We start from the raw sequence: 12,912 nt of genomic DNA, 5'->3' as shown, positions 1-12,912 counted from the left end.
TTACTACCGATCGCCTAGAATTGTTAAAACTTTTATCTTCCCAAATTGCTATTTCTATTGAGAATGCTCAACTTTACAAAAATTTACAGGAGTTTAATCAAAACTTAGAGCAATTAGTGAGCGATCGGACTCAACAATTATCGAACACCCTAGAGGCTTTAAAAGCCACCCAAACTCAGCTAGTCGAATCTGAAAAAATGGCATCTCTGGGAGGATTAGTTGCTGGTGTTGCCCATGAAATTAATACTCCTATCGGAGTGGGTGTCACTGTTGCTTCAGCTTTGGCAGAAAATACCACAGAATTTGCATCAATTTATAAAAGTGGCAAAATGAAGCGCTCGGATTTAGAAGAGTTTGTCGATATTGCTACTCAAAGCAGTAAAGCACTTCTAATTAACCTAGATCGGGCAGCAGCCTTGATTCAAAGCTTTAAGCAAGTAGCAGTAGATCGCTCTAGCGAAGAACGACGTACTTTCCAGATCAGACCTTATCTTGATGAAATTTTATTACAATTAAAACCAAAGTTGAAAAATAGCCAACATTCGCTTAAAATTAAGGGAGATAGCAAAATTGCTATAGATTCTTATCCAGGAGCATTGTCCCAAGTTGTGACAAACTTGCTAATCAATTCTCTGATTCATGCCTACGAACCAGGGATTTCTGGGGAACTAATCTTTGATTGGGAGCAAGAAGGTAATCGGCTAAGGTTTGAATACGCCGATGAAGGTAAAGGTATTCCCCCAGAAAACTTAAGTAAAATTTTTGAGCCATTCTTTACCACTAAACGTGGTCAAGGTGGCAGTGGGTTAGGGTTACATATTGTCTACAATTTAGTCACCCAAAAACTCAAAGGTGAAATTGAGTGTCTAAGTGAGGTGGGAAGAGGCACCAAGTTTATTATTAAATTACCCATGCAAATTGATTCACCAATGTAGAGTTCCAATTCTGATTTCCTGACCAAGAGAACTAAGTAAGTCCACCTCATTAAAAGTAAAGTAAAGATGACTGAAAAGGTTGCTGTGTAACTCTTCTCCCTTCTGCCTTTTTCTTAACAGGTTTTATAACTTCAAACCTAAACATTAGTAAAAAATAAAGGTGTACAGCAATGAAAAGTGATTTTGACGATTTGTTAACTCAACCATCTTCAGAAACAGTATACTTTGCCGAAGTAATCGACTCGGATGACGAGATATTGTTTGCAGATGAAACCACAGAAGAAAAACTGAGTGAAAGCTGGAAAATTTTAGTTGTAGATGATGAGGCTCAAGTTCACACCGCTACCGAAATTTCACTAAGGAAGTTTGTCTTTGAAAATAAATCTTTAACCTTCATTAATGCTTACTCCGCTCGTGAAGCTAAACAGCTAATCCAAGAAAATCCTGATGTTGCCATAATCTTACTTGATGTAATTATGGAAACAGATGATGCTGGCTTAAACTTTGTTAAATATGTCCGAGAAGTTTTAGGCAATCAGTTAGTGCGAATTATTTTACGCACGGGTCAACCCGGACAAGTCCCTGAAAAAAGCATTATTATCAATTACGATATTAATGACTATAAAACTAAAACTGAATTAACGACATCAAAGCTATACACTACGATGCTAACAGCTTTGAGAAGTTTTTCTATAAGTCAGAATTTGCAGTCTGAAATAGAGCGGCGCGAACAAGTAGAGAAAGCACTCCGTATCAGTGAAGAAAAAGAGCACCAAAAATCTGTTGCCTTAGAGCGTTTTGTCAAAGAACTCCAAGAAACACAACTCCAGCTAGTTCAAAGTGAAAAAATGTCTAGTCTCGGTCAATTAGTTGCAGGTGTCGCTCATGAAATCAACAATCCGGTTAATTTTATTTATGGCAATCTGTCCCACGCCAACGACTATATTAAAGAACTCATTAATATGTTGAATCTTTATCAAAGGTATTATCCGCAACCAGAAGCAGAAATTATCCATGAAATAGAAGATGCAGAGTTGCCATTTATCATAGATGATTTACCAAAATTGCTTTCTTCCATGCAGTTAGGGATCGAACGCATTCGCAATATTGTTCACTCTCTACGAAATTTTTCTCGGTTGGATGAAACTGAAATTAAATCAGTAGATATCCACGAAGGCATTAATAGCACTTTGATGATCTTACAGCACCGACTAAAGGCTAAGTCTGATCGCCCTGCTATTAATGTGATAAAGGACTATGGTGCATTGCCGCTTGTGAACTGTTATGCCGGTCAGCTCAATCAGGTCTTTATGAACCTTTTAGCGAATGCTATAGATGCTTTAGAAGAGCGGCTAAGTAGAGAAGATGGTGCAGTTTTTCACCCCCAGATTTTGATTCGGACTGAAGTTGTACCCGGCAATTCGCATGACAACATTAGCTCGGCTTCCCACATCCTGGTAACAATTGCTGATAATGGTGTGGGCATGACAGAAACAGTTCGTGCTAAACTTTTCACTCCATTTTTTACTACTAAACCCATAGGAAAAGGTACAGGCATGGGATTGTCCATCAGCCGAAAAATTCTGATAGAAAAACACTGCGGTCAATTGGAGTGTATTTCTACGCCAGAGCAGGGAACGCAGTTTATTATTGATCTGCCGACTATCTGTAGAGCCACTAATATCGCCGTAGCTAATGCCTAGAAAACTTATCTGGCTGAATTGATCATATATCGGTTTTCAGTTGCATGAGAATAGGATAATTGCTAATTGGTAATTGCTCATTAATCGGAATTATGATATAATTTTTACCCGCAGCAAGTACCCCCCCTTCTGGGGTCGGGATAGGCGCTCCGGCTTTAGCCACATTCTTCTAACTTAGAGCAGATTACAGGTTTATGAAGTAAACCCCTGATGGCTCAATCCCCGTAGGGGAGTGGCATTGCCGTGTCTAAAGCTGCACTTCATAAACCTGGGATACGCTGTAATTGTGTTGGTTTTCAATATATTTTTTAACTATCTCTTCGGAGACGTTACCAACTGTGTCGTAAAAATACAGCATATTCCATATACAGCGTATTCCAGGTTGATGAAGTGCACCTCAGAAACCGGGTTTCTTTACAGTTCTCGCACCATTACTGATTCTGTTCAAGGAACCCGGTTTCTCGCGCTCTACATCTACATGGAGTATGCTGTATATATAGGACAAGATTTGAGCGCGAAAATACAAGATTAATACATCCTGATAGCTCCTTATAAAAGAAATTATTTGGCTTTTATGCGATCGCCGGCGTTGCTTAGTGATACCCTAATTCTGAAACGACTTTTTTTGTAATATCATCGACGCGCTCAACGATTTTCGCTTTGCTGGAAATGCCGCCAAACTTCATGATGACAGACGTACCAAAAATACAGGGCTAAATTCACAAGACCTAATAATTTAGTGCCATCTTCTAGCATCGCGTGTAATCCTTGATTTGGAGTCTCTAAAATATCCTCTAACCGCGAGATAGCAAACAAGAAGAATGCTGCAACTAATGGCAGGTAATGAGTGGTTTTGATGTATCGCCAAAACTTAACTCCGTAAAGGAAAACTGCACTACCATAACACAAATAAATTAATTTCTTAGATATTCCCAACCGAGACATAATCAAAGTCATCCGAAACCGGTCATCCAGGTAAAAGACTCCCAGGAGTAAAGCACTAAAAAATAAGAATATCGCCGCTCTACTACCCGGATATTTTTGTCGCAACACTCCGAAAGTAAATGCACAAATTGCGACTGGGAGACACCCGAGAACTTCGGAAACTCCGGTGAAAATGCCTTCGTAAGGGAACCAGAAATTAAAAGGGTCGCTAAATAGGCGTTCAACTCCGCGTCCCTTGTTGTTGAGTTTGGCGTATATGCTCACCCCGCCCAAAATCAGAATAGTCAGAATATTAAAAAAAGCTAAAAACGGTACACCAAAAAAGTTTTTCTTGAAAAATTTTAAAGAATTTGATAACTTGGAAATTTGATTGGATAAAGGTAGATGCTTCATAAAAAATGTCTCTAAGCAATAGAGTTCCTTACTTATTCACTGGTAGCCAAACCACAAAGGTAGTGCCGCAATCGGTTGGATATACATGAGTTTCCGCCGATGGCAGCCATTCAGGATTGACTGGGGAAAATACTTCTATTTCTCCTTGCATTTGGCGGACTAAATCCCGCGCGATCGCCAAACCCAATCCTGTACCCGGAATTTCGGTCTGCGCTTTTTCTCCCCGGTAGTGCCGCTCAAATAAATGCTCTAAATCCTGGGGAGGAATGCCGGAACCTGTGTCACTGACAGCAACTGCTATGGCAGGCAATTGGCTGTATCCTGCCCGATCGCCATCCGCTGCTTTGTACCTGACTTTAATATAAATTTGGTGGCCGGCAGGGGTATATTTCAAAGCATTGTCAATTAAATTGCTCAAAACTTCGCGCAAAGCTCGATCGTTGGCTGAGACTGGTGGCAAATTCGCCTCCAGGTCGGCGACCAATTTCAGATGCCTTTCAGATGCGATCGCCTCGGCGGAAATTAACAGCGGTTTTAAGACTTCTGCCACAAAACAACAGGATTCCTGCAAATTGGCTGCAGGTGACAGCGACAGAGGAGAATGCCGGATTAATTCCACATTGGACATTGCTTTTTCTGAAGTGCCCGATCGCAGTTTTAGATGTGCTTCGCCGGTGTCAACAGTTCGATCGAACTGGCCGAGCAACTCTTGCAGCCGATCGCTCTCTCGGACAATACTAAAAGCCACATTGCGGTTTTTGTCTTCCGGTACCAGCCGCCGCGCTAACAGCTTGCCAAAAGTTCGCAACGCTGTCAGCGGACTTTTGAACTGGTGCAGCAAATTGTGCATCGTGTCGTAAACCTGAGCCTGGATTTGCCGACTCGTACCCAATTCCTGCTGCATCCACTGCGATCGCTGGTCTAAAATGCAGGCTAGGGCTAAGGTGCGAGCAATTTGTTGTATTTGAGCCTCCTCTCGCTCGTTCCAAGGCCTGTCATGCCGACCGCTGACTAGGAGTCCCATTACAGCTCCCTCGTGTATCAGAGGCGCCACAATTTGCCTGCGCTGCTGCCACAAATTCTCCGGGCCTTGGCACTGATGGGAACTGCGCTCCTTACCCGGAAGTCGATCGGGTGCGATCGCCCCTACCGTTGATTCTTCCACTGGCCGAACAGGCGGCGCCAGCAGTCGCGGTACCGGTTTCACTGTCGAGCTTTCGGAAGATTGCAACCTCAACCCCTGATTTTCTTCCGATTCGGCTGAGGTTTCTGGGTAAACTGCGATCGGCACCAACTTTGCTTCGCTGCCTTCTACCAACTCTTGTGTCAGGTATACCGCGCTGAATTCCGCTCCCAAACTAACGGCGATGGCCACCTGCGAACGGCAAAGTTTGACAAATTCTGAACTGGCTGGCATTAACATGAGCGCCACATTAAGATATCTAACGGAATTCTAAGTAAATTACAAATGATCGGCGGCCGATTACTGATGAGAGACTTCTAGATTTCAGATTTATTTCCTTTGATAGAAGGCAGCTATGTTGAAGGCATGGGGCTTTCATGAACCAAAATTGCCCCGCATCGCCCTCCGCGCAGCTTCCACCGATCCCCAACCTTGGCTCTTGCCGGAACTTGCGGCCAACCATACCACAACCCCTACACTTTTGTCGATCGGCACGAATGTTAAGATTATGTCGATATATTAAAAACAGTTGAAATTTTGAGCTAGAACGGATATACTGGCCTCGGATTTGGTAGCTATCATTACAACCTGTCTGCTCATACTGTCTGCTCACAGAGGAGGTAAAGAAATTGGCCAGGAGACGCAAACGCAAGAGTCGCCGCCGACAAGAAGGACGCAGAATTTTAGAGTGTGTGCCTCAATATAGCATCGAGAGCGGCGAAGATAAACCCGTAACAGCGGCTCGCAAGTTCATCCATGCAGAAGGCATTGCTCCCCCAGCTTTGCTGTTAGTCAAGCGTAACGAGCATACCACTGACAGATACTTCTGGGCTGAAAAAGGTTTATTTGGAGCCCAATACGTAGAAGAGAACCATTTCTTGTTTCCCAGCTTAAAGGTGATGTTGGAAGCTACCACAGAAAAAATTCCTGTGGTGTCAGCCAGCCGCGCATAGCTCAAAATGTTTAGCTCAAAACATTGACAGCAATGTTTTTCTAAGTCTTTTAACAAAAGCGCGAGAGTTCTCATTGTCTGGAGAGTGCCAACTGAAATTTCTGCGAAAAGTCCTTAGGAATTAGGGTATAAGGAGCCATCGCAAGAGGCTTGATCGCAGCCCAAGGGCGATCGCCACAATTGGCACTTTCACGATAATGGTTTTTTTTTGACTGTTTTGTCGATCAATTTGTCGATCGAACAAGTGGATCAAAAAAACAGCCACTGGTTTATCACTGGTTTATCAACGAGAGAGCCACTCTTGAGTCATCGGTTTGTCAGCTAGAAGTCTAACTACGGCATCTAGCATATCAAAAAACGTTCCGCGTCAAACTTTTAATCGATCGGTTTCAAATCTAAAGCTTTTTGCATGGCTGCTAGTTCATCGCGGTGAGCTCTGACAGTAACAAAGCTCTTGGTTTGGCTTCCCGACTCAGCAACTGATTCGAGTTTGAGGGAGACTTGCTCAGAGCGTCCAGCTTTTTTCCAGTAAAATACCCCCGCCAGCGGGGACAGCAGTACCAAAGCTAGGAAAATTTGACCCTGCTGAGGAACTAGCATTCCCAAAACCAGTCCCAAGCACAGAGCGCCACCTGCACTCAGCAGAGTTAGAAAAATAGCTAGAAACCAACTCGGCCGCACAACACCCTCAAACGTGACTTTATAGTTGGGGGCATCGACGGCTGCAACTCGGTAAGCTCTCTGGGCAAAATACTGTTGTAACTCGGTTAACAGTGACTCTTGGGCGCTCTCGGAAGCCAGCTTGACTTGTTCGATTCGATCTTTGACTGAAGCCTTGATGAAGAAAAACAAGCCAACAGCCAGCAGTAGCGTTAGCACAAATGTTGAAGGAAGAACAGCAGTATCCATCGGTAGAAGTTTGTGTAATTGAAATTATCTACTATTACTTTACAGAAGTTTACATAAGAAAGCGATCGAGGACTTACGCAGACACTTTGTTATCAAAATTCGCAGAAAGCTTCTTCTGCAAGGCGTTTTGCTCTCCATCACCCAATTCGCATATCTCCCCATCATCCCTAATTCTTAAGTGACAATGCGTAAGTCCTGACGTAGTGTAGCTGCTTTAATCGCTGTGCGGCGATCGAGCAAAGCGAAGGCAAGGAAGGCAAATCGCTTTGCAAGTAGCGCCAGCATCTCCAGGGTTTAGGCATCCGATTCCAACTCGGTTAACCCGTCTGACCAGTTTCTAAGGCGCGGGAACGACGCTCTGACGCGCCGTTTCCCTGACCAATGTAGTCATGCCAGAGACGAGCGAGGTCTTGAGCTTGGTGCCGCCACTCAGGGAGGATTTGATACATCCGACGGGGGCGGCCGCGTCCTTCTACTTTTTTCCAGTAACCGGTGATTACGGCTTCATCTTCAAGGAATTTCAGAGCGCTGTAGAGAACGGTATCAGAAAGTCGGTAGATGGGGAATTCCCTCTCTAGTTGGCCAATCAGTTCTGTACCGTAGGAATCTCCGCGCAATAACACGGAGAGAATGTAACACACCGCTAGTTCCTTGTTTAGATAAACAGGAGGGGGGTCTTGAAAAAATTGATAGATATGTTCAAACTTCATCTGTCTTGTCCGCTGGAAACTCTCGTGATACCGTCAGGTTAACGGGAGAGGAAAGCGGGGCGGGGTGTGCCGCTTCCTAATGATTAAGTGGGACACCGGGGAAACAGAGGTGCAGTATTTCCCCAGTGAATGTTGATAGCCCCAAACGCTTGTCCTGCACTTCGGTAATGTTTGCCTGCCCCTTGGTTGAGGAGCACTGCCGTAACTAGCGCAATTTTTTCCTCTTCCAATCTATCGCAGCGACTATTGTCAAGTGTGCGATCGCCTGCAAGAGTTGGCAGTTACTTTGGGAGTTAGTGTTTTAACTTAATTTGCCGTTGATGTTGGCGTTCTAGCTTGGCTTTAAACCGAACTCAGGCCTAACATAGCCCGCAGTGTAAAAGTTAGAAAGACAAAAGTCGCTACAATCGAACTAATTAGGGCGATGGCAGTTGCCGGTCGATCGAGCAGGGGTTTGAGTCGCTCGAACAGGAAAAAGAAAATTCCCAGACATATCGTAATGAAAAAGCGCGGGTAGCGAGAGACGTTATTAATAAAATCTTGCATGAGCTTGGTGGGGTAAAGTGTCACAGCACGATCTTTGACTGGTAACACTTGTGAGCGAGTTAGACAATTTTGGCACAGCCGGAGCTAAATCTGCCAATCGGGCGATCGGGCATTTTTGCCGGCGAGGCTGACATATATAATTCTAACGAAAACTTTTCGCCGATGGCTCCAGCACTCTCTGTTTAATGCCACGCGACCTCCGGTAAGAACTTCAGAAGTATTTCTATTGACTTCTAGTTGTGATAAATATTATAGGGCCGTTATTTCTAGATAAATGTCTGCTGCCGCACCTTCTTTCGTCTTGCCACGTCCCTTTCTGAAATGGGCAGGAGGCAAAACTCGGTTGATTGGACAATATCAACCTTATTTTCCTGAAAAGTTCACAACTTACTACGAGCCTTTTTTGGGTGGCGGAGCTGTATTTTTTTACTTAGCACAGCAGCACCCTGGTTTGCAAGCTGTTTTAACAGATATTAATCCTGAGTTGATTAATGCTTATCGCTGTGTAAGGGATAAAGTTGAGGAGCTGATTCTACTTTTAGAGGATCATCAGTTAGAACATACCAAGGACAATCAAGATTATTATTACTGGGTGCGATCGCGCTCCTACAAAACAGATACAGAAAAAGCAGCACGCCTGATTTACCTAAATAAAACTTGTTACAACGGCCTCTACAGAGAAAACTCAAAAGGTGAATTTAATGTTCCCATAGGTCGATACAAAAACCCTAACATTTGTCAAGCAGATTTACTGCGCTCGGTTTCATCTTTACTCGCGCCCGCTCAAATTGAAGTCAGAAAATTCGATAAAATTTTGGATTTTGCTACCAGCAGCGAAGACTTTGTTTATTTTGACCCGCCTTATTATCCCCTCAGTGCCACCAGTAACTTCACGACTTACAGCCGGGATAATTTCAAAGAATCGGAACAGCTTAAACTGAGAGATATTTTTGCAGAACTTGCAGAACGGGGCGTGAAAGTTATGCTATCTAATTCTAACTGCGATTTTATCGAAAAAATCTACAGCGAGACTCAAATTTTTCCAAATAAACCTCTGCCCAAATTCCTTGAAATATCAGCATCTAGGGGAATTAATTCTAATAGTTTCAAACGCGGAAAAGTCAAAGAATTATTAATACGTTCATTTTAAATATTACTTAAGTAAAGTCTCTAATTAAGCATATTGTGTAGGAGCAATACGTGGTTGCCCCACACGGAAAAGTTTGGTAATTACTGTTACAGATATTTGTTAGCCCAGGTAATAAAACCTTCGAGCTTGTGAACTGCCAACAGATTTTGATTTTCAGGAATTTGTTTTTTAAACCAGTCGATAGAACCTTGCCTCATACCGTCACCGCCCACTATAACAATAGTTGGCACCCGATAACAATTTTTAATATTTAAATTGAGGTAAGGATACTTCTCGTCTACTGAACCTTTGTCTTCTTGCCACTTGCACTCAACAATTAGACCCCGAGGAAAAAAACCGGAATTTACAATATAAAAATCGACATTTATTTCAGTTTCATAAATGCTAGACCCGATATAAACCTGTTTAGCATATCGCTTGGAATTTTCAGTAGAGATTAAGAGCCACTCTCGCTTGCGCTTTTTCGGCAACTGAGGGCATATTTCGAGATATCCGTGGCCTCTCAACGTACCTTCTACAGTTGTTTCTAAAACAAAACCAGTTTTATTGGCTCTAAAACCCCTATTCATTTTGTTGGCTCCTGAATATAATCTGAATTAAGCCGATCGCACTTCGATCGCTCCCCTGTCAAAAACCCGTTTGTCAGTACCGATAGAACTGACAAACATCCGGTCTTCATAGACATCAAACGTCGCAAAACTCAGGCGGCTAGCAGAATACTCCGTCCACTCAGAACGCCCTACCGGACGAGTGCCCCCGCCGGCACCGCAAATTAAATAAGTCGTACCGTTAATCGAGCGAGTGCGTTCGTAACTGTGCTCGTGTCCGTTGATATAAAGCTGCACGCCGTACTTTTTAAACAAAGGCGTCAAAGTCTTAATAAAAGATTGACTCACTCCGTATACGCCAGACGAATAAATCGGGTGGTGGCCGAACACAACTTTCCAAGGTGCGGTGCTCTGACTCAACTCTTTTTCCAGCCAAACAAGCTGATTTTTCCAATCCGCATTGTGATTGGTATCTAAAGCAAAAAACTGTACTGGATCTCGCCGAAAAGTATAGTAGCGACCTTGCATATTAAAACCCGCATATTTAACTTGCGGATCGCCGTTAGCAGTGCGGATATCGTGATTTCCCAGACAAGCATAAAATTTTACGTCTTGCTGCAATAACGGCTGATAAGGCCGCTCGAAAACAGCATTAATTTTTTCAATTTCGCCGTTGTTGTAGATATTGTCGCCGGCGAGAACAGCAACATTAAAAGGGTTTTCCCGGTGATATTGCGCCATCGCCTCAGCGACAGCATACTGACCTTCAGCGCCCGTACCGGTGTCGGCTACCGAAATAAAGCGTAAAATAGGCGGTGAGGCCGGCAAAGAGACCATCGCCCTTTCTGCCTCAACGTTAGAAGGCGCAGCAGCGTTGGCGTCTTTACCCCAGGCAGTCCGAAGCTGAAACATTTTCCAGACTCCGGCAAAACCAAAGCTGCTGAGACTGCCTAAAATTAGAAAGTGACGACGTTTGATGCTCATTTTGATTCGGTTACAACTAATAAAATGATAAATTAAGGTTGAGATGGCTCAATTAAAATTTATCTCGTTTAGATATATTTGCAACGCCCCAAGGCAGAGAAAATGTCAGAAGAACAACTAAACCAGTCAATTCCAGAACCCTCTCAATCTCCGACACCGGAGGTTGATTCGGCTGCAAAGTCTGCCCCCACTGGCAGCAAAACTCAAAATGTCAGCAGCGCGGTTCCCAAAAATCAGAGAATCAAAAATTTGATGGCATCGATTGGGAATTTGGGAAAAAAAGGCAAAAAATTACCAGCCGAACCCCCCTTGCAGCAAGTAAAGCCGATCGCGCCCACCGCTTCTGACTCAGCAACAGTAACTCCTCCCGCTGTTGCTGCGGAAGTTAACAGTGTGCCACCAAAAGTTGCTGTAAAAGTTGATAAAAAGCCGGTATCCCAACGCAGGGAAGGGAGTTTTTTAGAGAACGTCGGTGTACTTTGGCAAAGTATTGTGCGGCTAGTGCGATCGCTACTGCCACCATCTACGAACCAGAAGCTGTCCGATCCAATTTTAAACGCCGCCATAGCAGCAATTCTGATCGTTGCAGTCGGTTTAACTTTCAACAGTTTCTCAGGAAAACCGCCGGAGAAAGTAGCAAAAGTGCCTTTGCCAGCAGCGCAGCAGTCGCCGCCAACTTTTGGTGATTTTATGGCCTCGGGAACGCCGAAATCGCCCGAGGTGATCGCACCGTCTGAGCCAATCTCTGCTAAATTCAAAAGCAAGTTGCCCGATTTAGTGGCGCCGGAAAAACCGCAACCAGTAGAAATTATCCCACCGCCCCCGCTGACGCCCGAACAGTCTCTGATTGCTGGGATTCAAAATCAAGTTACTGACATTAAGAATCGACTGGGCGGCGGTTTAGTTGAGTCTGTTCAAGCTAATTTTTCCAGCAGCATTTTGACAGTAAAAGTCGCTGAAGATTGGTACAAGCTCAGCGTAGTTGAGCAAAATCAACTAGCAACCAAGATGTGGAAGGAGGCTAACTCACTCGATTTCAGCAAGTTAGAAATTGCGAATATGGAAGGCAAGTTAATAGCTAGAAGTCCGGTTGTTGGTTCGCAAATGATTATTTTAGAGAGAGGGATTAATTAGAATTTAAATAGTCTGTATCTGTACAGCATCTTACCAGCCTTAAAGTCCAGGACGCATAACCTAATTATTTAGCGTGATCCCTGCGTCCTTTACGGCTGTTGATTTTATTTGATGAGTATCTAACTTTTAAAAGTACCGACAGAATCCTAGCATTAAATCATATCATGTCAGCGGTCACGACCACAATTAAATAGTTTTGTAGTGAAGAGTTCAGTCCTCATAAAACTACTAGGAATGCAGTTCTCACTAAAAACCTTAGAACGCATATTTACCCCGCATTAAATTAATAAATTTGAGGAAAATTGAAAAATGACAATTTTAACTCAAGCCGAACAACTAGAAATTGAATATCCCAGCAGCGACGGAGAGCCGATGGCTGAAAGCGACATCACGCGCAATTACATGACTTACAGCGTAGAAGCTGTCAAGCTTTACTTTCAAGGACGTTCTGATGTTTACGTGTCAGCTAATTCTTTCATTTATTATGAACAAGGGAACAACCAAGCGGTTGTTGCTCCGGATATTTATGTGGTGTTTGGAGTGGCAAACCGCAAAAGACATAATTATAAAGTTGGGGAATAAGGCGGAATTACTCCCGATTTTGTGTTATAAATTACTTCGGAAACAACTCAGACGAAAGACCAAGAAACAAAACCGGAAATTTATTGGGCTTTGGGAGTTAGGGAATATTTTCAGTATGATCCGTCGGGAGATTATCTGAATCCAATTTTACAGGGAGTACGTCTAATAAACAATCAGTATGAGCCGATTGCAGCCAACAATATCGCTTTCGATACGCTGTGGTTGTTCAGTGAAGTGC

Annotated in this window: 15 protein-coding genes; 7 read left to right on the top strand and 8 right to left on the bottom strand. The window is 43.5% G+C overall.

Translation table 11 applies throughout. The annotated features are described in order from the left end of the window. Positions 1-935 (top strand): GAF domain-containing sensor histidine kinase (locus tag QUA42_RS13235; protein WP_333137665.1); only part of this gene is annotated, 935 nt, incomplete at its 5' end. A gap of 170 nt (positions 936-1,105) precedes the next feature. Then, positions 1,106-2,638 (top strand): ATP-binding protein, encoded by a 1,533-nt coding sequence (locus QUA42_RS13230; RefSeq protein ID WP_333137664.1) that lies wholly within the window; start codon positions 1,106-1,108, stop codon positions 2,636-2,638. Between the two features lie 247 nt (positions 2,639-2,885). On the opposite strand, the gene QUA42_RS27760 is transcribed toward QUA42_RS13230, so the two are convergent. The 3 genes from QUA42_RS27760 to QUA42_RS13220 form a co-directional block, all read right to left on the bottom strand. Continuing rightward, positions 2,886-2,996: a hypothetical protein gene (locus tag QUA42_RS27760; RefSeq protein WP_445301314.1), complete on the bottom strand. Its 111-nt coding sequence runs from the start codon at positions 2,994-2,996 to the stop codon at positions 2,886-2,888. Positions 2,997-3,283: 287 nt separating this feature from the next. After that, complete coding sequence (locus QUA42_RS13225) at positions 3,284-3,976, bottom strand: hypothetical protein (protein WP_333137663.1); 693 nt, start codon at positions 3,974-3,976, stop codon at positions 3,284-3,286. Between the two features lie 28 nt (positions 3,977-4,004). Continuing rightward, complete coding sequence (locus QUA42_RS13220; RefSeq protein ID WP_333137662.1) at positions 4,005-5,399, bottom strand: sensor histidine kinase; 1,395 nt, start codon at positions 5,397-5,399, stop codon at positions 4,005-4,007. A 115-nt stretch (positions 5,400-5,514) separates the two neighbouring features. On the opposite strand from QUA42_RS13220, the gene QUA42_RS13215 reads away from it, so the two are divergent. Further along, a complete protein-coding gene (locus QUA42_RS13215) occupies positions 5,515-5,682 on the top strand; it encodes a hypothetical protein (RefSeq protein WP_333137661.1) in 168 nt (55 codons plus the stop codon). A 106-nt stretch (positions 5,683-5,788) separates the two neighbouring features. Beyond that, on the top strand, positions 5,789-6,112 hold the full coding sequence (locus tag QUA42_RS13210; RefSeq protein ID WP_006635576.1) for a DUF3155 domain-containing protein: 324 nt from the start codon (positions 5,789-5,791) through the stop codon (positions 6,110-6,112). Positions 6,113-6,486: 374 nt separating this feature from the next. On the opposite strand, the gene QUA42_RS13205 is transcribed toward QUA42_RS13210, so the two are convergent. From QUA42_RS13205 to QUA42_RS13195, 3 genes are all read right to left on the bottom strand, one after another. After that, positions 6,487-7,020 (bottom strand): cofactor assembly of complex C subunit B, encoded by a 534-nt coding sequence (locus tag QUA42_RS13205; RefSeq protein WP_333137660.1) that lies wholly within the window; start codon positions 7,018-7,020, stop codon positions 6,487-6,489. A 317-nt stretch (positions 7,021-7,337) separates the two neighbouring features. Then, entirely contained in the window at positions 7,338-7,730 is a 393-nt protein-coding gene (locus tag QUA42_RS13200) for a PadR family transcriptional regulator (protein ID WP_333137659.1), read from the bottom strand. 342 nt (positions 7,731-8,072) lie between these two features. Further along, positions 8,073-8,276, bottom strand: coding sequence for a DUF751 family protein (locus QUA42_RS13195; RefSeq protein ID WP_190657763.1), 204 nt, complete (start codon positions 8,274-8,276; stop codon positions 8,073-8,075). A gap of 274 nt (positions 8,277-8,550) precedes the next feature. On the opposite strand from QUA42_RS13195, the gene QUA42_RS13190 reads away from it, so the two are divergent. After that, positions 8,551-9,426 (top strand): DNA adenine methylase, encoded by an 876-nt coding sequence (locus QUA42_RS13190; protein ID WP_333137658.1) that lies wholly within the window; start codon positions 8,551-8,553, stop codon positions 9,424-9,426. A gap of 86 nt (positions 9,427-9,512) precedes the next feature. On the opposite strand, the gene QUA42_RS13185 is transcribed toward QUA42_RS13190, so the two are convergent. Both QUA42_RS13185 and QUA42_RS13180 read right to left on the bottom strand, forming a co-directional pair. Then, a complete protein-coding gene (locus QUA42_RS13185; RefSeq protein ID WP_333137657.1) occupies positions 9,513-9,995 on the bottom strand; it encodes a PD-(D/E)XK nuclease superfamily protein in 483 nt (160 codons plus the stop codon). A gap of 27 nt (positions 9,996-10,022) precedes the next feature. Then, complete coding sequence (locus QUA42_RS13180) at positions 10,023-10,958, bottom strand: metallophosphoesterase (RefSeq protein WP_333137656.1); 936 nt, start codon at positions 10,956-10,958, stop codon at positions 10,023-10,025. 102 nt (positions 10,959-11,060) lie between these two features. Here QUA42_RS13180 and QUA42_RS13175 point away from each other — a divergent pair, with 102 nt between their 5' ends. Both QUA42_RS13175 and QUA42_RS13170 read left to right on the top strand, forming a co-directional pair. After that, positions 11,061-12,092, top strand: coding sequence for a hypothetical protein (locus QUA42_RS13175; protein WP_333137655.1), 1,032 nt, complete (start codon positions 11,061-11,063; stop codon positions 12,090-12,092). A 309-nt stretch (positions 12,093-12,401) separates the two neighbouring features. After that, positions 12,402-12,674, top strand: a complete 273-nt coding sequence (locus tag QUA42_RS13170; RefSeq protein ID WP_333137654.1) for a hypothetical protein — start codon at positions 12,402-12,404, stop codon at positions 12,672-12,674. Positions 12,675-12,912: the final 238 nt, after the last annotated feature.

This window comes from Microcoleus sp. Pol11C2 (genome assembly GCF_036701505.1).
In the GTDB taxonomy this organism is placed as follows: Bacteria; Cyanobacteriota; Cyanobacteriia; order Cyanobacteriales; family Microcoleaceae; genus Microcoleus.
The sequence above is the reverse complement of the archived record's forward strand: the minus strand, read 5'-3'. Positions and strand labels throughout refer to the sequence as shown.

Bases quoted from the DNA above. Each gene is read 5' to 3' on its own strand.
- QUA42_RS13220 (WP_333137662.1), bottom strand. From the start codon at position 5,399: ATGTTAATGCCAGCCAGTTCAGAATTTGTCAAACTTTGCCGTTCGCAG.
- QUA42_RS13180 (WP_333137656.1), bottom strand. From the start codon at position 10,958: ATGAGCATCAAACGTCGTCACTTTCTAATTTTAGGCAGTCTCAGCAGC.
- QUA42_RS13190 (WP_333137658.1), top strand. From the start codon at position 8,551: ATGTCTGCTGCCGCACCTTCTTTCGTCTTGCCACGTCCCTTTCTGAAA.
- QUA42_RS13185 (WP_333137657.1), bottom strand. From the start codon at position 9,995: ATGAATAGGGGTTTTAGAGCCAATAAAACTGGTTTTGTTTTAGAAACA.
- QUA42_RS13200 (WP_333137659.1), bottom strand. From the start codon at position 7,730: ATGAAGTTTGAACATATCTATCAATTTTTTCAAGACCCCCCTCCTGTT.
- QUA42_RS13205 (WP_333137660.1), bottom strand. From the start codon at position 7,020: ATGGATACTGCTGTTCTTCCTTCAACATTTGTGCTAACGCTACTGCTG.
- QUA42_RS13225 (WP_333137663.1), bottom strand. From the start codon at position 3,976: ATGAAGCATCTACCTTTATCCAATCAAATTTCCAAGTTATCAAATTCT.
- QUA42_RS27760 (WP_445301314.1), bottom strand. From the start codon at position 2,996: ATGCTGTATTTTTACGACACAGTTGGTAACGTCTCCGAAGAGATAGTT.
- QUA42_RS13215 (WP_333137661.1), top strand. From the start codon at position 5,515: ATGTTGAAGGCATGGGGCTTTCATGAACCAAAATTGCCCCGCATCGCC.
- QUA42_RS13195 (WP_190657763.1), bottom strand. From the start codon at position 8,276: ATGCAAGATTTTATTAATAACGTCTCTCGCTACCCGCGCTTTTTCATT.
- QUA42_RS13170 (WP_333137654.1), top strand. From the start codon at position 12,402: ATGACAATTTTAACTCAAGCCGAACAACTAGAAATTGAATATCCCAGC.
- QUA42_RS13230 (WP_333137664.1), top strand. From the start codon at position 1,106: ATGAAAAGTGATTTTGACGATTTGTTAACTCAACCATCTTCAGAAACA.
- QUA42_RS13175 (WP_333137655.1), top strand. From the start codon at position 11,061: ATGTCAGAAGAACAACTAAACCAGTCAATTCCAGAACCCTCTCAATCT.